General features: G+C 60.8%; 19 protein-coding genes. 2 read left to right on the plus strand and 17 right to left on the minus strand.

The window, feature by feature from the left end:
* The first annotated feature begins 5 nt into the window (after positions 1–5).
* Together ACLB6G_RS19275 and ACLB6G_RS19280 are read left to right on the plus strand one after the other, a co-directional pair.
* The gene (locus ACLB6G_RS19275) at positions 6–608 is read left to right on the plus strand and encodes a TraH family protein (protein WP_154386579.1); all 603 of its coding nucleotides are present in this window, start codon (positions 6–8) and stop codon (positions 606–608) included.
* Entirely contained in the window at positions 605–991 is a 387-nt protein-coding gene (locus ACLB6G_RS19280; RefSeq protein WP_154386578.1) for a thermonuclease family protein, read from the plus strand. The genes ACLB6G_RS19275 and ACLB6G_RS19280 overlap by 4 nt, the downstream gene beginning before the upstream one ends.
* Positions 992–1075: 84 nt before the next feature.
* On the opposite strand, the gene ACLB6G_RS19285 is transcribed toward ACLB6G_RS19280, so the two are convergent.
* The 17 genes from ACLB6G_RS19285 to ACLB6G_RS19365 form a co-directional block, all read right to left on the minus strand.
* On the minus strand, positions 1076–4234 hold the full coding sequence (locus ACLB6G_RS19285) for a DEAD/DEAH box helicase (RefSeq protein ID WP_154386577.1): 3159 nt from the start codon (positions 4232–4234) through the stop codon (positions 1076–1078).
* Complete coding sequence (locus ACLB6G_RS19290; protein ID WP_246670855.1) at positions 4231–7176, minus strand: DUF1156 domain-containing protein; 2946 nt, start codon at positions 7174–7176, stop codon at positions 4231–4233. The genes ACLB6G_RS19285 and ACLB6G_RS19290 overlap by 4 nt, the downstream gene beginning before the upstream one ends.
* Positions 7173–7652, minus strand: a complete 480-nt coding sequence (locus ACLB6G_RS19295) for a DUF7680 family protein (RefSeq protein WP_154386576.1) — start codon at positions 7650–7652, stop codon at positions 7173–7175. Before ACLB6G_RS19295 ends, ACLB6G_RS19290 begins: the two co-directional genes overlap by 4 nt.
* A complete protein-coding gene (locus ACLB6G_RS19300) occupies positions 7649–10672 on the minus strand; it encodes an ATP-binding protein (protein WP_246765470.1) in 3024 nt (1007 codons plus the stop codon). The genes ACLB6G_RS19295 and ACLB6G_RS19300 overlap by 4 nt, the downstream gene beginning before the upstream one ends.
* An 88-nt stretch (positions 10673–10760) precedes the next feature.
* Entirely contained in the window at positions 10761–10895 is a 135-nt protein-coding gene (locus tag ACLB6G_RS19305) for a hypothetical protein (RefSeq protein ID WP_256438744.1), read from the minus strand.
* Between the two features lie 205 nt (positions 10896–11100).
* Positions 11101–11925, minus strand: coding sequence for a hypothetical protein (locus ACLB6G_RS19310; RefSeq protein ID WP_154386573.1), 825 nt, complete (start codon positions 11923–11925; stop codon positions 11101–11103).
* Positions 11922–13094, minus strand: coding sequence for a DUF4417 domain-containing protein (locus tag ACLB6G_RS19315; RefSeq protein ID WP_154386572.1), 1173 nt, complete (start codon positions 13092–13094; stop codon positions 11922–11924). The genes ACLB6G_RS19310 and ACLB6G_RS19315 overlap by 4 nt, the downstream gene beginning before the upstream one ends.
* Positions 13088–13435, minus strand: coding sequence for a hypothetical protein (locus tag ACLB6G_RS19320; RefSeq protein ID WP_154386571.1), 348 nt, complete (start codon positions 13433–13435; stop codon positions 13088–13090). Before ACLB6G_RS19320 ends, ACLB6G_RS19315 begins: the two co-directional genes overlap by 7 nt.
* 5 nt (positions 13436–13440) lie before the next feature.
* The gene (locus ACLB6G_RS19325) at positions 13441–14010 is read right to left on the minus strand and encodes an STAS-like domain-containing protein (RefSeq protein ID WP_246670854.1); all 570 of its coding nucleotides are present in this window, start codon (positions 14008–14010) and stop codon (positions 13441–13443) included.
* Positions 14011–14320: 310 nt separating this feature from the next.
* Positions 14321–14533 carry a DUF6894 family protein gene (locus ACLB6G_RS19330; protein ID WP_154386570.1) on the minus strand — a complete coding sequence of 71 codons (213 nt, stop codon included), beginning with the start codon at positions 14531–14533 and terminating at the stop codon, positions 14321–14323.
* A 181-nt stretch (positions 14534–14714) separates the two neighbouring features.
* On the minus strand, positions 14715–15341 hold the full coding sequence (locus tag ACLB6G_RS19335) for a hypothetical protein (RefSeq protein WP_154386569.1): 627 nt from the start codon (positions 15339–15341) through the stop codon (positions 14715–14717).
* Complete coding sequence (gene trbI / locus ACLB6G_RS19340; RefSeq protein WP_154386568.1) at positions 15341–16648, minus strand: IncP-type conjugal transfer protein TrbI; 1308 nt, start codon at positions 16646–16648, stop codon at positions 15341–15343. Before trbI ends, ACLB6G_RS19335 begins: the two co-directional genes overlap by 1 nt.
* A 10-nt stretch (positions 16649–16658) precedes the next feature.
* Positions 16659–17120 (minus strand): conjugal transfer protein TrbH, encoded by a 462-nt coding sequence (trbH, locus tag ACLB6G_RS19345; RefSeq protein WP_154386567.1) that lies wholly within the window; start codon positions 17118–17120, stop codon positions 16659–16661.
* 2 nt (positions 17121–17122) lie between these two features.
* On the minus strand, positions 17123–17944 hold the full coding sequence (trbG, locus tag ACLB6G_RS19350; protein ID WP_246188832.1) for a P-type conjugative transfer protein TrbG: 822 nt from the start codon (positions 17942–17944) through the stop codon (positions 17123–17125).
* A 41-nt stretch (positions 17945–17985) separates the two neighbouring features.
* The gene (gene trbF / locus ACLB6G_RS19355; RefSeq protein ID WP_154386565.1) at positions 17986–18648 is read right to left on the minus strand and encodes a conjugal transfer protein TrbF; all 663 of its coding nucleotides are present in this window, start codon (positions 18646–18648) and stop codon (positions 17986–17988) included.
* A 29-nt stretch (positions 18649–18677) separates the two neighbouring features.
* Positions 18678–19853: a P-type conjugative transfer protein TrbL gene (gene trbL, locus ACLB6G_RS19360; RefSeq protein ID WP_154386564.1), complete on the minus strand. Its 1176-nt coding sequence runs from the start codon at positions 19851–19853 to the stop codon at positions 18678–18680.
* 3 nt (positions 19854–19856) lie between these two features.
* Positions 19857–20117, minus strand: a complete 261-nt coding sequence (locus ACLB6G_RS19365) for a DUF2749 domain-containing protein (protein ID WP_154386563.1) — start codon at positions 20115–20117, stop codon at positions 19857–19859.

The following is a 20117-nucleotide window of genomic DNA, read 5'->3' on the forward strand; positions in this document are numbered from 1 at the left end:
GAACCATGATCGATGCCGAACTGATCCAGCAATGTGCCGATCCCAGCCTCAAGGTCGAGATCGTGCAAAAATTCATCGAGGAGGCCGGCGGTGCCGACCATCTGACCGTCACCGTTAGGGCAGGGGAGCGCATCATCCTTGTACCGAAACCATCGACCGAGTACGAGGCGATGCAACTCATCCAGCAGAATTTGGGTCAGTCGATTGTCAGGGTAGGAGTGACTCAGTACCCGGCCGGCCTCGGCATTCAGGACATCTCCGAGCTCAGCCCGGACCTACTCGATTCCTGCAAGAACATTGGCATGGGCACCGCGCTCTTTGCCAAGGTCTATCGCATCGTCGCCAAATGGTATGGAGCACCCGCCCAGGAGGTCCTTGAGGAGGCGATATTCGCCTACAAGACCGGGTGGTTCGACGGAAAGCAGGTGTTCTATGAGTCCGACCCCGGCGAAACCGAGCTTGCCGAGCCGCAGCCAGCGGAGCAGGGCGCTCGGGTTGCGGCAGAGAGCACCGGCCCATCGGAGCCGCCTTTTTCGGAGGAAGATCCGAACAAGGCCGGTATCCGCATCGATCTCTCCGGAATTAGCAGCAACAATAAAGAGCAATGAGTATCCACGTCGTCGTCACCATCATGCTTTGCGTACTGTCGTGCGAACCGGCCGAAATCCGTGTCTGGGACGGGGACTCCCTGCGGCTCGGGATGACGCAGGAGTCCGAGGCGATCCGCATCTTCAACATCGATGCGCCGGAGATTGAGGGGCAGTGTGCCTATGAAAGCGATCTGGCGCAGCGTTCAAAACATCGACTGGCGGAGTTGTTGCAGGGTCAGCGCGTCGAGGTCCTGCGCCAAGGCACGGACCGCTATGGCCGCACGCTTGCGAGCGTGAGCGTCAACGGCAGGGACGTCGGCGACATTCTCGTCAGTGAAGGCCTCGCCAGAATCTGGAGCGGCCGGCGCGAGCCGTGGTGTTTAGGCGATGCTGGCGGGTAGCCAGCCGAGCTCTCGCGGATTTCGCAGTCAGTCAAGATGCGCCGCTAATGTAGGACCATCCGTAGATGACCGCATTTAGGTGAGTCAGCGCCGATAGATATCCAAATCCGGAAATGTTGGACTGCCAGGGGTCCAGAACTCCACGCTATCGGCGTGCATCTCGTAGAATTCGCGGTCTACGGTGATACGCACCGCATGCGGTAAAAATCCATCGACGAGGCGGTAATCCTTCTCGTCGAGATGAACAGCTTCTGTCCCGAGCGGCAGCAATATCGGCCTGTCCAAAACGGCACGGAGATTGGAAAGCGTTATGGCCGGATCAAGACGGACCGGCACCTCGAGGTCTTCATCCGCGAACTCATCGAGGTTGAGGGCAGAATCGTCCCCTGCAGATATCGCATTTTCGAGCGCCTGAAGAGCATCATTGCGCTTGGCGTCAGGGGCGTTCGAGGTGGACAAGACCGATTCTTCGATGAGCCGTGGCAAGCGCGTGAGGATTGGTTGAAGCCCGCCTACAACCTTTTCGAAGATCGAAATGCGACTGCGCAGCGCGCGATAGACGTCGGCCTCGACCGTATCTTCGTAGTGCAGGTTGATGATCCGAATATCAGAAAACCGCTGACCGAGGCGATCAATGCGCCCGATCCGCTGTTCAACGCGCATCGGATTCCAAGGCATATCGTAATTCACCAAAGCACCACAGAACTGGAAATTCAGACCTTCGGCAGCTGCGTCGGTGCACACCAGGACTTCGGAACGGCCTTCCTTGAAGCGCCGTTTGACATCGTCGCGCGTGATCAACCTCCAAGTGCCATCGGTGTTGCGCACTTCACCGCCGCGACCGGAAAAGCACATCACCGAGTTTCCGGCGCCGACAAGCAGGTCCCGAAGATAATCCATCGTGTCCGTGAACTGGGTGAACACCATCACCTGCGGATAGCCGCTGCCCTTGAGCTCGGCCAGAACCTTCGAAAGCTCGATGGCCTTAGTGTCGGTCGGCAGCAGTGTGATATCAGCCACGATAGTTTCGATGGTCGCGATCTCTTCGAACGCGAGGGCGCGTCGCTCGTCCTCTGACACAGTTTCGATATCTATTTCTTCGCCGGCCTCGACTTGGTCGGCGACGTCCTCATCGATCCTGGCTTCATCGGCTGCGGTGAGAAACCCTCCTACACCACCTTTTCGCTTCTCCATCGTCTGCCGAAGGGCATGGAAACTTGACGCAAGGCGCCGGCGATAGATCGTCATCACGAATCCCACGGCGTTGCGGGCATCAGGCGCCGCGGCATTGTATGTCTCGGAAATGTAGGTTTCGACCTGCTGGTAGAGGTCGCCTTCCTCTACCGACAGCGGAATGAAGCGGTCTTCGACTTGCCGCGTTGCGATGGCAGCCGACATCTTGCCGGCCTTGAAGTATTTGCGCAGCAATTCGCGTGTGTGGCGCGAAACGAGCGCGCCGACCGGTGTCGATCGCTTGATGATCGCAATCGCCGTGCGGCGTTCTTCCGGCGAAAGCTGCCGGCGCGGTATCGAAACCAGATCGCGCAGCGCTTGGAGGACTTTCCGGGTCTTCAGTCCGCTCAGCCGGGTCTGCCGTTCCGCATCCGCCCGCGAGACTTCTCCAAAATGGGCCTCGTTCGCCCGGAAGAGCGCCGAAAGCCAATCGAGGCTTTCGTTGGTTACAGGTTCCTTCGCGACTTCTGAGAAGAAGCGGACGAAGGCATCCGGTGTCCATTCAGGCGGCAGGCCTAACAGGTCGAGCAAATCCCAGAGTTCCGTGGCGTGGACCTGCAAGGGTGTTGCGGTAAGGAGGATTAGCCCGTCCGTTCGACGCCGCAACGACCGCATCAATTGGAGAAGCCGGTTCGGGCCTTTGGCTTGCGGCGTTCCAGCGCCCTTCGTTCGGGCGTGATGCGCTTCATCAAGGACAACGAGATCCCACGGATCGGCCGCTTCCAGAATTTCGCGTTGTCGATCCTGGCGCCTCGCGAGATGGCTCGACATGATCACGAATGGCTCACGATGCCACGCCTCGCGAGACACCGGCTTTTCGAAATCATGATCCCGCGCCGGCGACCGATACCACGTCAATTTCTGGCCATCGTAGATCGGCCAATTCAGGTTGAACTTTTCGCGTAGTTCGATCTGCCATTGCTTGCAGACGTTCTTGGGCGCGAGGACCAGCGCGCGCTTGATCCTGCCCGCCAACCAAGCTTGGCGAAGCAGCAGCCCGGCCTGAACCGTCTTCCCGAGACCAACTTCATCGGCAATCAGAAGCTTCGGCGGCCAGTTGTCATAGAGGCGATGATAGGCGCGGATTTGATGCGGCCAAGGCACGACCGCGGAAGTCGCTTCGCCCACGCGATCGCCGCCGATGGCTTGAACGGCAGCGTTGGCGATCTTTTCCCAAACGGCCTGGCGTTCTTCATCGATCGAAACACTTGGCCCCGGCCCAATAGTGATTGGCTCATCATCATGGGCCGGTCCTTGAGTCGGTCTGGGTGCCGATGGTCCCGTCGATTGGTCGTCGTGTTCAGCGAGGCGCTTAGGCAATTTTTCGGGGTCGGGCAGGAAGGTCAGCAGTTGCTCGCGCAGCGCCGTTGGCACATCAAGCGTGATCGCCCGGCGGGCGCGGTCAGCCCAGAGCTTCGCGAAGCTTGCTTCTTCTTCGTCAACGCGCGGGCCGTCATTCCACGACGTGAAGGCGTTGAAGCTTTCCCAGTTCCGCGTCCAACCGAATTCGGTTTCGTTGATGCTACCGTTGAAGGCCATCCGATCGCCGGTCTTGTCCTCGATGATGCCGGTCTTTTCGTGAAAGATGCTGTCGTCGCGGATCGGCCGGCGGTCGAGGTCGCAGGGCACGGCAAGCTTCACATCGAGAAAGCTGTTGGCCACCATCCAGGCGACAAGTTCGAGGGCATCGATCGTCCGCGGATCGGCCGTCAAGATCGGCATCTTGATTAGCGTCCGTTCAACGGCGTCGCGGAGAGATTCGCCGCGCTCGATGGCCGCAACCTCTTCTTCGCCGAGAGTGCAGCCGACGATCAGGCGCATCCGCCCATTATTGACGATTAGCCCTTCGACGCCCCGGGCAGCAAGCGCCAAGGCGCGTGCCGAGAAATAGCCTGTAAGGCGATCGTATCGAGTGGCCGAGCGCAACGCAGGCACATAGAATAGCCGGACGAGGTCACCATCGTCCGGTGTATATTTGAGGCGCCATGCGGTGTCGCGCAGAAGCGTCAAGCAGCCTCCTCTGTGAAGAGCGATAGCTGTTGGGGCTCATCAACCTTGTCGGAGAAGGCGAGACGACGCAGCTTCTCAAGGGCGTCGAAATCATCGGCCGCCGATTTTGCATCGCCGGTGGCAACATCGAAGCCGACAAAGTTACGCGAGGGTGGCAGAACTTCCAGCACGGCTTCGAGAGCGGCCAGAAATTGGGAATCGCCATCGATCCCCGCATCCTTGAGAAGATCGAAAGCCGCTTCTAGGGTTCGCGTCCTGCCACGATGGGCGGCATGGTGGATCGCGTCGATCATGGCGCGCGATCCGTCGGCGGGGCCGAGTGCATTTTTGGCAGCGCGCGTGGCGCTATCCCAGAGCTTGATATCCGAGCCCTTCTTTTCGCAGACCTTGCCAATCAGTTGGCCATCGAGATCGGCGCCCACTGCACGGGCGAGCCGCAGGCCTTCATCGTAGCTAAACACCGGCGCCTTAAACGCGTCCCAGGCCAGCACAAACCACGAGGTGGTCGCATCGAGATCGCCACGTCCCTTGGTATGGGTGAGCTGGTTCAACCGCCACGTCTTGACCTCGCGACGTGCGGCATCGAGCGCGTCTTCCGGCGTCACCGCGTAGGGATCGAACTCTTCCTCGAATAGTTCGGCCTGCTTGCGGCGTCTCTTCGCCAGCGGTTCGGGTCGCGGTGTCCCGCGCTTCAGCGGCCAATGGCGCGAGAATTCTTCCAGCGCGGGCCCGAAGGACGCGAGATAGAGATCGACGCCGGTAATCCCGGCCTTCTGGAATTCTTCAACCCGGGTGCGGACGGCCTTGGCCACCAGCGGCTCGACATCTTCCCAATAGGTCGTCTCGTCGCCCTGATCTGCCGGGCGCGGGCGGCAGACGAGGAAGATTGTGGAGTTGGCGGCGGCCTTGTCCTTGATATGGAGAGAGCCTTCGGCCTCGGTATTCACCGGCCAGGAGGCGGTGATAATGAAGCCCGCTTCGATCAATCCCTTCGTCAACGCATCCCACGCACTTGTGTCCTTGTGCGTGAACATCACGGTCATGATGCCGTTCGGTTTCAGCACTCGCCGGCTTTCCGCGAAGATCGCGGCCATCTTTTCCTGATAGTCGCGGTTCGCGAGCGCGTCGGCGCCCTTCTGGCCTTTGAAATGGGCCTTGTTGGCGACTGCTTCGGATTGCTTGTCGGTAAGGCGTCTTGTGAAAAGCTCGGGCGCAACTAGCCCCGCGGTGCGCTTCAGCCACACATAGAAGAAGTCGGACAGCTCCGCATACATAACGTTCGCGCCATAGGGTGGGTCCATCACGACAGCATCGACTGAGCCGTCGGCAATGTGATCAAGAGAAGAGCCGGACTTTGACGAGATTACAACTTCGGCCGGCGCTACCTTTTCTCCTCCAAAGAGTGGTCCATCTTTGGACCCTGTAGGTGTCGATAGCTCTACAAGCTCCTTGATACATTTCGCGGTCTGTTCGATAGCCCAATCATAACCAACACTATCCGTGGTAATGACCATTTCGGCATACGACCATTTGAACGCAAAATCATGGCGATCAAAGGTGTTGACCATGATTTCGCGATTGCCGTGCCACCGTGTCATTCGAGAGTTGTAGTCGCGGAGTTTATCGAGGCTGAAGCTGAGATAGATGTAGGCGGCCCGGCGAACATCAGTCAGACGACCGGCGAGTCTGTCTTCCTCAACCATGTCACGAAAAATCTCGGATGCCAGTCCATGACCAAGAAGCTGGCGTGGCGAGAACATATCCCGCCAAAGCGGCATACCATACTGACGTGGTCGATCGTCATTTGTGTCCGAAGGGAATGCTTCGCTTGGGATGACATCAAGCGCCTCCCATTCTGGAAGCTTCCTATCTATTTGGGCGGCAATATCCGCCTCGATGCTGTCTTCCGTGCGAGGAGCTCGATAACCCCTTTCCCATCTCGGCTTGCCAAGCTTCCCAGACTTGAGCCTAGTTTCGATGCGCCGCTTGAATACGACGGTGAACAGTTGATCGCCCATTCCTTCGGCTTGTGCCTGGCGCTTGACCTCGTCGCCATCGATAACGCGGGCGCAATCTGGAAAGGGACAAGTGGCGTCGCCATCGGAAACGGTTCCAGCCGAATGCTCTGAAATGTTAGTCACGATCTCGAATGAGCAGAAGCGACCAGTGGTCCCTGGTCCAATGCCCAAATGGGGCTTCAATCGAACCCCAAGGCCGGCCCCATTCAAGCGCCAGTTCGGAGAGAGCGGTATCGTTCCCGCGCAGTACGGGCAGGAGATCGTGCGTGCCCAAATATAATTGGTCGCAACGCAGTTCTTCTCCGGCTCAGGCGGGTATGCCGAACGAAGGAGGACCTCGCGTCGCGCGACGAATTTCTTTGAGATTTCATCAAACTCGTCCAGAAGTTTCACGCCGAAACGCTGCGGAGTTTCTACTGTCGCCTTCAGAATCGTAGCTGCTACTGGGTTGAGATCGTTGGCATACGACTTAAAGCCCATCCGACTGCTCTCGAACGGAATACTTCCGCCGCCCGCCGTCGGATCGAGGACAGATATGTTGCTTCCAATCTGCCTTCGGATTGCAGCCATTTCCGATGGAGAAGGTGAATATGAGAAAGCGCGCTTGTAAGTGTAGGCCTCGCCTTCAAATCGTTCGCCAATCCGCTTTGCCCGGTCGATCCGTCGGCGCGACGCCATTGGATCACCGTGAATGCCCAGAACATGGAGAAAGGCATCGTGGTCGGCATTGGCTGGCAACAACGAAGCCAACACGGCAGCCCGGGACGCAACCAAAGGGCGCCTCGCCCACCAGACGTGCAAGCGGTTGGGAGCAGGGAACGGCGTCATTGGCGTGCGTTCCCGAAGACTCTCAATGCCTATTTCAGCGATCGGCAACCAACGTTCAATCAGCCGCACATCCGACATACGCTCATCTTCCATCATTTCGCTGGGTCAGTGAGCAGGATGCGGAGCGCAGTCAGCACGCGGCGCGGATTCTTGCGGTGAACCGACATGCCGAGCCAATAGCCAGCTTCTTCCTTGCCCATTACCTCGATGCCCTCGGCGACGAGGCGCATGTTGTCGCGGTTACGCATTGGGGCGAGCGTCCGGAACAGCAGCGCGAGGCGCAGCGCGGTTTCTTCCGACAAAGCCGATCCCATGCCCTCGATCGGCAGGAGATCAAGGCGGATGCCGCTTTCCTTCAGGCGCTTGAGTACCCGGTGTTCAGCCAGTTCGAGATTACGTCCGCGAAGGCCCGCAAGGCGGATCGGAGCGGTGATCTGTGGAGTCACAATCGATGGCAGTTGCCAGACTTCAACCTCGGTATCGCCAGGGCCATGGCGACGGGCGCGCAGTTCGTAAACGGGCTGGGTTTTCGACACCATTATGAATTCGTCCTTGCGGCGCGGCACATTCATGACTTCACCTCCGCCGTTGCTTCGACATACGCAGCCGCGCTCGCAAAGCGCGTCAGCTTTTCGATGAATTTGTCCGCGGCATCCCCATCCAGCGCGAGCCCGTTTTCGAAATCAAACGAAATACTGGTTTGCAGATCGGTCTCCTTCGCCGCCCTGAACTGAGGTTCGAGGTAGTCCTTCATCGTCGACGCATCTTGCGCCACGCCGCTGAATTCGAACTGCATCTCGCTGTCTTGCGTTGTGATGAAGCTGCCCGTGAGCTTCACCGACCGTTTTGTTCCAGCGACGGTGTTTGCGATCGGGATCAGCTTGAAGGCGTCACCATATTCGAACAGGCGGATCACCACGCGATCTACCTTTTCGAGCTTCGCGGTCTTGGCTTGTTCGATCACCTTCCGTAGTGCTTCCTTCAAGACGCCCTCGGCGGTGAACACTTTGGCATTTGCGACGGCAGCTCCATCCGGGCCACCTTGTGGTCGTTCGCCGAAGCCGACCGCCGAGCCTTCGCCCGGTGCTCCGCCGATCGGCGGGAGCGGCTCGCCCGAAATCGAAGCGCCAGTTCCGGCCGATGCGGGTTGGGCCGCCGACGCGGGCGCCGGCCGAGGCCACACGCCCTTGGTCTTGGCGAAGTCCATCGTGAAGATCGTCGTTTCTTCATCGATGTTGATCGACGGCATCGGATCGCCTTGCCCGGCCAGGAGATCGCCGCGCTTGTAGACATAGACGCCTTCCTCGATGCCCTTTCGGACCGCCTTGCGGAACACGTCATCCGACAGGAGGATCGAGAGTGAGGGGTCGCGGCGGAATTCGTCGCGAAGATCGCGCGTCGTCATCTGCCCTTTCTTCAAGGGTGTGCGGTCGCGGATGTAGGAGGGGGAATCGGGCGAGTCGGAAGCGTCTCGAACCTTGTTCTGACTTTGCAACTGGCGAACGACCTGAAGCTGGCCTGATCCTGGGCGCTCGGAGGCATTCTGAATATCGATGACCGAATGCGCTAGCTGCACCGAGCCCGTGCCGCTCAGCGCATTGCGCGAGGGGTAGAGGATGTGGCGATAGCACTGCTGGATCGCTATAGCCGCCTCTGTCTCGGACTTCTTCTCGAGTTCGAAGACCTTAGCTTGCTGGTGCTCGGCAAGTTCCTTGACGCGCTCGGGCCGCTTAAGCTCCTGAAGGGCCAGGCGGCGCACGATCGCGCGCTTCATCTCGTTCACTTTGGTTTCGTCCGCGACGACAAAAACCAGATTGTTCCGCAGGGACCGCAGGCCGTTGCCGTCGGCGCCCTTGCGCTCAAACATGCGTCCCACGATCTCGGGCATCTCGCGAAGATCGGCGCCGATTTCCAGCGCGTCGTGAGAAAGCAGCACAAGCCGCGGCTTGCCGTCCGATACGTCGTCCGGGACATCCCATGGCCCGCCGGGGAAAGGCACGAGGTCGAAGGATTGGCCGCCGAAGATCGCCTTTGCCCTGTCCACAAGCTGGGTGCGCGCCTCACCGGGATCGATGTTCTTCTCCTCCCGACCGATGACCTGCGTTAGGTTGGCTTCGGCGTTGAAGCGCAGCGGTGCGTTCGGCCGATCATCGAGATAGGCGGATTCCGCGCGAAATTTCGTCCTCGCATCGTCGATGAAGGAAAGGTCCGCTGCAGGGCTGAGGATCGAATAGCGCAAGTGGTCGGCTGCGACGCCCTTAAGGTCGTTGTTGAACGCGAGGGTGTGGATGAAGATTGTGCGGGCGACGTAGGTGCCATAAGGCAGCAGGCCCTTGAAGTTTTTCGCGTCCAGCTCTTGGGCCAAAGCCAGTTTCTCGGGCGGCCCAGCAATGTCATTGAGAATCGCCGGCACAAAGGCGCCTTGCTGCAGCCGCGTCGTGAATTCCCGGCGAATGACATCCGATCCCAGATCGACGTGATGCAGGTGGATCGCGGACGCATCGGAAGGACGGCTTGCCCAGACGGTCGCAACGGTCTTTGCCAGAATGCGCAGCATTCCACGCACGCGTTGAAAGCCGCCGAGCGTGGCCGTTTTCCCGGTGAGCGTATCCAGAACGTCCGGGTGAAAGGGATAGGTCTGCGCGAATTCTGCGCTGGTGGTCGAGCGCCTGGCTTCTTCCGATAAAATGTCGCGATGGATGCTCCAAAGTTCGCGATAACCGTTGATCACTTCCGTCGCGCGGGAATCGTCAATCGACGCAAACAAGCGGCGTCGGATGACCTTTGCGGTTTCATCATCCCGTGTCGGATTGAGGTTGGTCGCCTTCCGGCCGGAGACGCTTTCGAGTTCCGACATGGCGCTGGCGAGGAATTCGTTCTCGTCGGCGAAGGCGTCCACGCCCTTGCCGTCGGATCGAACCGCAAGGGTATACACGATTGCCGCGTGCGGGGTGCTCTCGATCGCGGTCAGCAGCGCCTTGAGGAAGGCGGTCAGTTGATCGCGCCCACCCATGCCTTGAACTCGCCGAAGGTACTCGCCCAGCTCATCGAGAACGACGAGCACTGGATCGGAACCGAATAGTTCCTTTATGGTGTCGGCACCCGGAGCAATTCGCTGCTCGTCTGATCGGCGCACGATCTCGTATCCAGCCTTCCCAGCCAGCTGGTAGGCGATCTCGCCCCAAGGCGTGTGGGCGCGGATTCCCTCGCCCATCGGCCGACCGTTCGCCGGATCGGCATTCTCGCCATCGAAGGCTGCAACGCGGACGGCCTGGGTTGGCACGAGGGTTGGATCGAGGAATTCCGCGGTATTCGAGACACCCTGCATCCCTGCTGCTGCGTGTACAAGGGCAATCAGGCCGTGCGTCTTACCGCCGCCGAACGAGGTATCGAGGCGGAAAACAGCTGACACGCTTTCCCCGCGGCCAGACAGTCGGCCACAGACGTTGACAAGAAGCTCTTTCAGCCCCTCGGTGGGATAAGTGTTCGTGAAGAACGTTGGAGCGTCGGTGTAGTCGCGCGAGGCGCGACCGGTCAGGACATTCGCGAGATTGGCCGCATAGTCGCTGTCAGCAATTGTTCCCTTTTCCACGTCCTCGCGAGGCCTGCAAAGCTCAAATACATTTGGAATTGTCATGCCTACCCCAACCCCGATTTGACCGCCGGCTTAGACCGATCGGTCACCCTCCGCGAAGCTCGTTCTTCTTGAGCCAAGTCTCGATCGCTTCATTTGCGATCGCCGATGCCGTCGATTCGCGATCAACAGCAGCTTTTTTCAGATCCTTGATCACGTCGCTGTCCAGATGAAGCAGCATTTGTCGCTTCTCTTTGATGATGGGCTTGCTAGTACGTGCCTTTATGCGACCCGTCATCCCGTTCACCGCGCTATGATAGGAACCTATCACCTCAGTCTAGAGTGACGGCCTATCTAAAACAATTGTCGAATTGCTCGGGACAGCCTTGCCAATCCGTTTTCACGCTGTGTTCCACCGAAATTCCCAGCAGCATGCCTGGTGATGATCAGGCGCCGTGTCGAGGATGGCCGTTCACCGCGCAACTTACCGACACAAAGAATCCTCTCAATTGGGGCTTCTGTGCCGGGCGAGCCGTCATAAGTGTGGGCTGTTTGCCGTCGATCAGTAGGGCATGGTCGCCGGAGCGGAAGCGCAGCGCGCCGTTCAGGTTGGCAAGGCCGATGAATAGCGGCCGAAAACCGTGGCCGCGTTCCGCCTGGTGTTCGTACCGCGAGATGCCGTCGGTGAGCGTCAAGCGCAGCGCTTCGCCGTGATCATTGAGCCTAGCATAGGCCGCGTTGCTGCGCAGGCTATTCAGAACTCCGATGCCGCGATCGGATGATATGAACTCAAATTTTCCCTTTGAGGCGCGGAACGCGACGATGCCGCTCTGCGGCTCTTGCGCATGCTCGTAGATGTTGCTGTGAAGCTCGCCCATGGCGGCAGTGAGCTGGGCGGCAATGGCCTTGGGAAATCCTTCCGCCGTTGCAGCTTGCTGGGCGGCTAGACCGAAGGTCGTCCATGCGTTGATGTCGTGCGGCGTGGCGGTGCTTAGGAAGCCCGCGCGCCGCGTTTGCGGGCAGACCCACTCTCGCGTGCCGTGCCTGATGGCGTCCAGCATCGGACCAAAAAGATTTGTGGTCAGCCAGAGGGCAACGTGCGGTGCGGGAAGTAAGCCGTCGTCGGCAAGGTTCGAGAGTTCGAAGAGCGGGCCGATCTCGGACGCGGTGAGCGCGGGAATGGCGGCCTCGTTCAAGCGGCCCCGCGCGGCCGCGAAGGCCAGCCCGTCGAGCATCCTGAAATCCAATATCGCGGGCTCGGTTTCCGTCATCCGGCCATCGGCGCCGATTCAGCCGAACGTGAGGAGGCGATCAGATCGCCAATCCACGCGTCGGTCGCCTGCCAGTTCGCTTCAAGCAGATGGTCGACATGGGCCCCCTGTGCTGTCGGCGCGCCTCGCCAGCCAAGGGCAGCGTTGCCCTTGGGATAGGCCTGCTGGCGCATCATCGTCTTCATGAACACTGACGTGTCGAGAACGGTGATCCCCGAAAATGCGCGGGCAATCACCGGCAGGACGTCGGTGCCTCCGCGTACGATGATGTGCAGCGGGCGGCCGACGGCCCGGGCCAATCCTGCCAGCCAAGCCGCGTGCTGCTCGCGCCGCCCGGACCAGCCGGTGCCCGTGGTGAACTCATAGGCGATATGGGTGACCTCAGGCCGGGCGGCGAGGAAGGCGATCCAGTGGGCAAAGTCTGCTTCAGTGCGCCCGTTGACATGGAGCGCGGCCGGCAGGCCCTCGCGCAAGAACTCTTCATGGACGATCGCGATGCGCTTCATCGCGTGCAAGTCGTCCCACCGCGGCCGGTCGATGAACAGGCTGTAGTTCGGCGTCGTCACCATGCCGACGCCGGCGGCGATGAGGGCTTGGATGATCGGCCGGCGGCCGGCTTCGCCGAGCCCCCACCAGCGCTCGAGCGGGCGGTCGATGTCAGTACCGGTCAGCATCACCGACGCCTGATGGCCAATGCCGAATGCCTCGCCGAGCGCGTCGCGGCTCACAAAGCGCGGTAGGCCGGTACGCCGGTCGAACATACGGTAAAGCGGAAGCGCTACGGTCGCGGCAGTGGGCGGCATGCTGCGCGCGGTGGGGTGATAGATGACTGGGACAAGGCGGGGCAGGCCAACCGCATTGAGCAAAGGGGCGCGTGGCACGCTATAGAGGTTGAAGCCGCCGATTTCACGGTAGCGATCGGCGAAGTCAGGATGGTTGCGGCAGACGCGGTCGCAACCTTCCGGATTGCCGCAGCAGAACTGCAGGCAGTCCATGAAGGGCGTGTTCAGCCGCAGCCCGCCGCAAATCTCCTTCTCCGGGCAGGTGGCGCAGCCGAGGGCTGCGCTCGCCACTTCGGGATCGTGCCAGAGGCGGCGCTCGCGACGCGGATTGCGCCGATGGCGGGGTGCCTGCGGCTTGACTTTAGCGGGATCGGAACGGGTCAGCATAGTGAGATCTCCGCGACCCCTGCGATGGGATGAACATCCAGCACCGTGCCCTTGGCTATGCCGCAGGAGGCGGCCACGGCCAGTACGAGTTCCGGCGCGGGATTGGTGAAGCGCGCGACATCGCTCATGCCTCGTCGGGCGATCAGCGTCCCGTTCTTGTTTTCGACGGTAAGCTGGTCCCCGGTGCTGAGCCTGGCGTTGCCGATGATGTCGGCTTCCGCCGTCCTTGCGGCGCTATCGGGGACGCGTGTGAACAGGTCGGCCGTCGCGAGCTTTACCCGTGCGCGGTCCCACGCCTTCTTGAAGCTCGGCGCCGCCTTTTCGATGAATTCAGCCCCCATGGTCTCTACACTCCTTCAAACAGCGGCCGATAGCGCTTGGCGCGGCCCTGGCTCGTTTCGATGACGAGGCCAAGAGATGCGAGGGAAGCCAGCCGGTTATTCCAAGCCGTCGTGTGTTTTACCCCCTCGCTCTTGCCGTACTCGCGCATCAATGCGCCGGCGTCAGTCTCGCCGTGCTCGTGAACAAGGTCGAAAGTGAGCCTTTGCTTCGGATCAAGTTCACCGAGCGGGGCGGCCATTGTTACTGCGTCCGCCTCATCCAGCGCGCACAACATCAATACATCTCCGCGGGGCATCAGCAACTCCAGCAGCTCTTCACGCACTGTATCATTGGCATTGGCGACCACCGGATAGAATTTCGAGCGTCGCCCCCTGACAATATCGCGGAAGGCAAGAACGCTCTCGCGCAGAAAGCTAGCCGTCGCGACCTCGATGCCGGTGAAATCGAGAAAGACCGGCTCCGGGTTTGCTGGTTCGGCGGCCGACGTATTCAAAAGCTCGTTCAGCGCCGACCTGCCGTTCAGCGCCCCGGCGAGGACGTCGCTGCCACCAATGGCCAGCATGTCGATCTTCATAGAATCACGTTCCTCACGTTGTTCACGTGAGATAGATAGTGAGTGCTGCATTCGGAGTCAATGGTCCGGTGGAATGCTGCCTACCCGCGTGTTTTTGGGGGCAAGGTGTGAGCAGAAATTGCTATGGTCGCATCACTCGAGGATCGTCCGCCGCGACGACGAAGGCAATTTCAGGCGGCGACAGAGAAACCAAGTCAGGAACGGTTATTCGGCGAAGCAATCGCGGTGGACGTCGAGATTTATGACCGGAACGGGCGGCGAAAGGTTCATAGGTCGACGCCTAAAGGCACTTTGACAACTTGCTGCGTCGCTATTTTAGGCCCTTTATATCGACCGTTGCGACCGCCCGTCCATTTCGGCCAACCACTTTTACCTCGATCTCGCGATGCTCCGGTTCTTCGGCGATTTCTGACACGATCTGGCGTGCCATGGCGATCGCTCGAGCGTCGTCATCGTGGGGCTCACCTTTTCGGTCGGGATATTCCACGTCGTCGCTAAAGATGTGGAAATAGTAGCGGGGCATTCATCCTCCTTCGCGGCACGCGGGGTCATCGAGCCATGCGCTCGCGTCGTTGAAATATTCGCTCGCGATGACGGTGCGCAGAAATTTTAACCGGTCACGGTAGCGGCCCGCCTTCGCGGGCCCAAGCACGCTCTCCATGGATGTTAGAGCATCGGGATGTTGAAAGGACTTTCCTCCCGTGTCAGTCAACAGCGGGGTTGAACTTGAGAAACACGCGGTCATCCCATGACGAGATGTTCCAGCGATACGCTCCACCGAAGAGCCCGGGCGTTTCGTCGGCATTGGTCTCAATGACCGTGCCGGACACGGTCACATTCAGCGTTCCGTTGGGCACAATGGCGATCTGATCGAGCTCGGCGCGGGCCCGGTCCGGGATCTCCGGGGTACTGACTTCAATGGTTGCGTCGTCCATGCGCCGAATGCTCAAGAAATTGTCGGCTTGCGACTTCGCCCGCGTGTTGGGGACGCCGATTGCGGACCCGTTTGCATCCAACTCACCGGTGAGATTGACGATGAGATCGAAGCGCCCTTCCCCGGCGTAGGTGAAGCTCTCAAAGCCGGGCATTCGAGCCGCCTTGCGCTCTTCCGCCCGCATCCGGTCCTCTTCCTGTTCTGTGAGCACGTGGCCGTCGGCAAGCGCCTTAACGACACGGGGATCAGCGAGGCGGGTTTCGACACGCATGTCGTACTCGTACCCCTCGAGCACGATGGTGGCGTCGATGGTTTCCAGCACGAGGCAACCGGTCAGAAACACTCCAACCGCGATAGCCGCGGCGGCATTGCGGGCGAGCGAAAACAGCTTCGCCATCAGCGATAGGCTCCCGGGAAAATGATGTCCTGCTCCACAATTATGTTGAACCCATAGCCCGGGCGGATGGTGAGGGTCGGCTGGACATTGAGATTCCGGGAAATGGTTTGATCCGCTACCCGCCCGAAGCTTTCCGCGAAATTCCTTCGTGCCGCATCCGAGGCGGTGTCCTGCGTCGCAAGGGTCGAGCTTTCCGGCACGGCCATGTCGATGCCCGTCCCGATCAATGCGATGAGGATCGCCGAGCCAAAGGTCTGCAGGTATTTGTTGTCGACCTGGTCGCGGAAGCCGCCATAGCCTTGCGCGTCGACGCCGGCCATGCCACCGATCTGCAGTGTCGATCCATTCGGGAAAATGAGATCGGTCCAGATCACCAGCACGCGACTTTGCCCGAACGAGACATTGGAGTCGTACCGGCCGAAGAGCTTGGCCCCTTGTGGCACCAACAGCCGGTGGCCGGTCGCACTGTCATAGACGTTCTGGCTGACCTGGGCGGTGATACGGCCGGGAAGGTCGGAGTTGATGCCGGTCACGAGCGTTGCCGGGATCACCGAGCCGCGTTTGAGCTCAAAGGGCGACTGCTGCGGTACGACGCGGTTCGGCAGGTAGCCGAGATCGGCAATGTTCTGATTGAAGAAGTCTGCCTTTCCGGCCTGATTGTTCGGATCGGCCTGTTGCCCGGCGCCGCCAGCGCGCAGCGCAGCCGCATAGAGATCGGCCATGCCGGCGCGATCGCCAAGCGCCCCCTGCCCCGTTGTCGATTGTGGCGTTCCCGTTTGTGCGGCTTGCCCTACGTTACCGATATCGATCGCGATTGGGCTGTCATAGGCGGCATCGTCGGCCTGGAGCCGGGCCATACGCTGCTGATGCAGCAAGCGAAACATCTGCTCGTCCTGTTCCCTTTGCAGCCGCTCTCGCCAGTCGGCTTCACTTTCGACCGGCGTCGCCTGTTGCTGTTGCGGTGTTGTCGGCTGGCGCTGGAAAGGATTGGTGGATTGCGGCTCGTCTTCCGCCAGTTCGACCGGCTGCACCACCTGGATCTGCTGCGCGGGGCGCGGCTCCTCGATCACGCCATCCGAAACGCCGCGCTTGAGCTGGTCGGCGAAATCGGTCGCCGGCGCGCCGGTCGAGGTATCGAGCGGGCCCCCACTCCGGTTGAGGCCGCGGATCGAGAGGCCCCAAATGATAACGCCGAAGAAAAGGACGACCAGGCCGATGAAGAGAAAGACCGGCAGCTTGTTCAAGCGCCGGATTTTGGGCTTCTCGTCGCCGCCTTCGGCGCCGGGAGAGAGATCGAGCGAACTCATGGCTCCCCCCTCAGGTCGTACGCTGCATGACAGACAGCGGGCTTGTCGGTGTCGCGCCGGTCGCCGACATCGCATAGGAGCGGGTCAGCTCCACCGAAGGCGTCGAAATCCGGGTCATGACGGCGCCCTCGAACGTGTCGATGACATAGGCGAGCGGGATCATCGTGTCGCCGGAGGCCTCCTGGTTCGAAGCAACGGCATAGCCCCAGCCGCGCAGCGACTCTTCGAGCGCGAGGCCGAATGCGGAATCGTCGGGCTTGATGACGATCGTCCCGGTGCCCGGGCCAACATGCTCGGCGAGCTTGGAGACCATGTCGCCGGCGACGGCCGCAGCCGCGGCCGGCGATAGATCGGCGGCATCGGCACTGACGGTCGGCGTGAAGTATCCTCCCCCCGTGGTGGTGCATCCGGTTGTTGCGCCGGTGAGAAGAACGAGTGCCAGAACACGGGAAAGTCGGTGGATGGCGCGCATGATCAGCCCCTCCTCGAAATGGTGATCTTCTGCTGGCGGGAGCCGACGCCGGAAAGCAGCACGGCGCGATCGAACACATAGTCCACGATCATCATCGTGCCGTTGAGCCGGTAATTGACGATACGGTTTTCGCCGCCCGAGACGACGAACAGCACCGGCGCATCGCCGCTCATCATCTGGCCGGGGAACTGAATGTAGGTCTTGGCGCCATCGGTGTAGACGCGGGTCGGGCGCCAGCGGGCCTGTCCGCTGATAGTGAAATTGAAGCTCAGGTTTTCGGCCGGGACGCCGGCGCCGGGAATGATGCTCGCCTCGACGCGCGCGTTGAGGGCATCGAACTTGGCCTGCACGTCCTCGGGATATTCGAAGGCAACGCGGGCCATGTAGTCGCGATGATGCGACCTGAGCCGGATGTGGTAGGTGCGCCGCGATGTCGTCACCACCATGGACGTCTCGAGCCCGGGTTCCGAAGGCTTGACGATCAGGTGGATTTTCTGGCCTTCGGCCGAGCCGGAGGTTGCCGGCTCGACCTTCCAGCGAACCGTGTCGCCCACCAGCACGTCACGCACGGCTTCTCCGGCCTGCAGCTCGATTTCGCAGAGCTGGAGGGGCGAGCAAACGACGGACGGCTGCGTTTGGCCGTAGAGGTAAATGACCTTGCCGTCCGGCCCCCGCGTCATCACCGCGGCCGTGCCCTGCCACTGAGTGGAAAGTCCGGTTCCCCGCGCTTCGTTGCCGCTGAGGCCCTGCTGATCGGCCGCAACGGCGACATTGAGGGCGAACGTGCCCAGCAACAGGGTTGCCGCACACACGCCCGCGTGCATTTTCTTGAGGTTCAACATTACTCTTACTCCGCGAGCGTTTCTCAAAGCTGGGCTGTCCAATCGAAATCCTCGAGGTAGAGGCCGATCGGGTTCAGACGAATGACCGCCTCGTCCTGGGGCGGCGAAAGAGTCACGGTGGCGATGCCGCGAAAGCGGCGGGTGCGTAGTTCCTTGCCCGCGCGGTCGCGCTCGATCTCGCTCCAGTCGACCTGGTAGCTCTGGTTCGAGAGGGCGACGACGTTGTTGACCTCGATCGAGACCGTCATGGTGCGGGCGCGATCGAAAGGCGAATTGTTGCGGAACCAGTTGTTGACCTTCTCGGTCGCCGGGTCCTGCTGCTTCAGCATCGCGTAGGTGCGGTCGATATATCCCTTCTGCACGGTCGCATCCGGGGTGATCGACCGGAAGTTCGACACCCAGGCGCCGAGCATCGAGCGCACAACGCGCTCGTCGGCATATTCGATCTGCGCGGGGAAGCCGGCCAGGACAGCCGCGCCGAGCTTGTCGACCTCGACCACATAGGGAACGAGCTTGACTTGTGTCGACTGATAGAGGGCATAGCCGAACCCGATCACCGCCATGCTCATCGAAAGCAGGCCGACGGTGCGCCAGGCCGAGGCCGCGCGCATGTAGCTGCCGTAGCGCTCGTTCCACTCATAGCGGGCGGCCAGATACGGATTGTCGGGGTATTTTCGCTTCGCCATCTAGCCTCGCCTGATACGGCCGGCCGACCTCACGAGTCGGCGTCCATCTTTTTGTTTGAACTTCTGGAACTGGTGCCCGGATTGGTGCCTTGGCGCAGCTTGTCGTTGGCAAGGCCGAGGGTCGAACCCATCTTGGCGCCGGGGATGCCCATCAACTTGTCGGTCGCCGCGGAGCCGACCGCGCCACCCGCGGCTTTCAACCCGGCCATTGCAGCCGCGCCACGCGATGCGCCGGCTTGCGATGCCGCCGAGGCGGCAGCCATCCCACCTTTGACGACGCCGGCGCCGCCGGCCGCCATGCCAGCACCGACCGCCGCGAACCCGGCAACCTGGACACCGCTGCGGATGGCTTCCATGCCGTTGCCGACGGAAACGCCCTGGACGACGCCCTGAATGATGTTCGGCACGTACATGGAGATCATGAAGACGACGACCGAAATGCCCGCGATCGTCAGGGTAGTGAGGAATTGATCGTCGGAAGCCGTATCGTTCGAAAGGCCGATTAGCACCTCGGAGCCGATGCGCGCGATCATCACGAGGCCCATCAGCTTCATGCCGACTGAGAAGGCGTAAACGAGGTAGCGGACTGCGAAATCCTTGGTAAAGGACGAGCCACCAAGGCCAAGCATGATCATGCCGGCGAGCAGACCGACATACATTTCGACCAGCACGGCCACGAAGATCGCCGCTACGAGGGCAAAGCTGATGACAACGACGATCATCGCGAAGACCGAGGCCATGGCGAGGGCATTGTCCTCCCAAAGGCCGAACCGGGCGTTTTCCGAGAGTTCGGATGCCACTTTGACGCCGGCATTGAAGACGTCGGCCGGCGAAGCCGAACCGCCATCCGCGCCGATCTGGAACAGGCTATCGACAACCGACTTGGCCAAGGCCGGACCCTGCTGCAGAACAAAGAGGAAGAAGCCGATGAAGAGAATTCTCCGCACAAGCTCTGCAAACCATGTGTCGAGCGATGGCGCCTGGATCGCGAGCCAGATCGCCGCGATACCCACTTCTATGCCGGCCAGTATCCAGAACAGCGAGGTTGCCGCATCGATGACGGTGTCCTGCCAGCCCTGCGATGCGCTGGCGACCTGGTTTTCGAGATCGGTCAGGATCGAACCGTCCTGCGCAAAGGCCGGATCGACCATGGCAAGCCCGGCGATCATCAGCCCAGCCAATCTCAAAAGCATCGAAGCGCGCATGACTCAGTTGTCGCCCCAGCGGGGCGCCATCTGCTGGCCTCCCGACGTGGGGTAGTCGTCGGGATTTGCGTTGAAAAAGTCCTTTGCCCGCTCGGCGGCTTCCTCGCGTGCCGCCGCTTCCTGCTCGGCAAGTTCGACCTGGCGCTCGAGGAGCGCCTTCATTTCCGGATCGGCGTTCGGGATGAACACATAGGATGCCGCGCCGCCCGCAAGGGCGGCAACGATCGCGATCGCGACGACGACGGGGAGTTTGAGCGTTGCCAT

The organism is Zhengella sedimenti (assembly GCF_046506625.1).
GTDB classification, from domain to species: domain Bacteria; phylum Pseudomonadota; class Alphaproteobacteria; order Rhizobiales; family Rhizobiaceae; genus Zhengella; species Zhengella sedimenti.

Bases quoted from the DNA above. Each gene is read 5' to 3' on its own strand.
- ACLB6G_RS19290 (WP_246670855.1), bottom strand. From the start codon at position 7,176: ATGATGGAAGATGAGCGTATGTCGGATGTGCGGCTGATTGAACGTTGG.
- ACLB6G_RS19335 (WP_154386569.1), bottom strand. From the start codon at position 15,341: ATGGCGAAGCTGTTTTCGCTCGCCCGCAATGCCGCCGCGGCTATCGCG.
- ACLB6G_RS19315 (WP_154386572.1), bottom strand. From the start codon at position 13,094: ATGCTGACCCGTTCCGATCCCGCTAAAGTCAAGCCGCAGGCACCCCGC.
- ACLB6G_RS19325 (WP_246670854.1), bottom strand. From the start codon at position 14,010: ATGAAGATCGACATGCTGGCCATTGGTGGCAGCGACGTCCTCGCCGGG.
- ACLB6G_RS19295 (WP_154386576.1), bottom strand. From the start codon at position 7,652: ATGAATGTGCCGCGCCGCAAGGACGAATTCATAATGGTGTCGAAAACC.
- trbH (WP_154386567.1), bottom strand. From the start codon at position 17,120: ATGCGCGCCATCCACCGACTTTCCCGTGTTCTGGCACTCGTTCTTCTC.
- trbF (WP_154386565.1), bottom strand. From the start codon at position 18,648: ATGGCGAAGCGAAAATACCCCGACAATCCGTATCTGGCCGCCCGCTAT.
- ACLB6G_RS19365 (WP_154386563.1), bottom strand. From the start codon at position 20,117: ATGGCAACGCTCAAACTCCCCGTCGTCGTCGCGATCGCGATCGTTGCC.
- ACLB6G_RS19310 (WP_154386573.1), bottom strand. From the start codon at position 11,925: ATGACGGAAACCGAGCCCGCGATATTGGATTTCAGGATGCTCGACGGG.
- ACLB6G_RS19330 (WP_154386570.1), bottom strand. From the start codon at position 14,533: ATGCCCCGCTACTATTTCCACATCTTTAGCGACGACGTGGAATATCCC.
- trbI (WP_154386568.1), bottom strand. From the start codon at position 16,648: ATGAGTTCGCTCGATCTCTCTCCCGGCGCCGAAGGCGGCGACGAGAAG.
- ACLB6G_RS19280 (WP_154386578.1), top strand. From the start codon at position 605: ATGAGTATCCACGTCGTCGTCACCATCATGCTTTGCGTACTGTCGTGC.
- ACLB6G_RS19275 (WP_154386579.1), top strand. From the start codon at position 6: ATGATCGATGCCGAACTGATCCAGCAATGTGCCGATCCCAGCCTCAAG.
- trbL (WP_154386564.1), bottom strand. From the start codon at position 19,853: ATGCGCGCTTCGATGCTTTTGAGATTGGCTGGGCTGATGATCGCCGGG.
- trbG (WP_246188832.1), bottom strand. From the start codon at position 17,944: ATGCACGCGGGCGTGTGTGCGGCAACCCTGTTGCTGGGCACGTTCGCC.
- ACLB6G_RS19320 (WP_154386571.1), bottom strand. From the start codon at position 13,435: ATGGGGGCTGAATTCATCGAAAAGGCGGCGCCGAGCTTCAAGAAGGCG.
- ACLB6G_RS19305 (WP_256438744.1), bottom strand. From the start codon at position 10,895: ATGCTGCTTCATCTGGACAGCGACGTGATCAAGGATCTGAAAAAAGCT.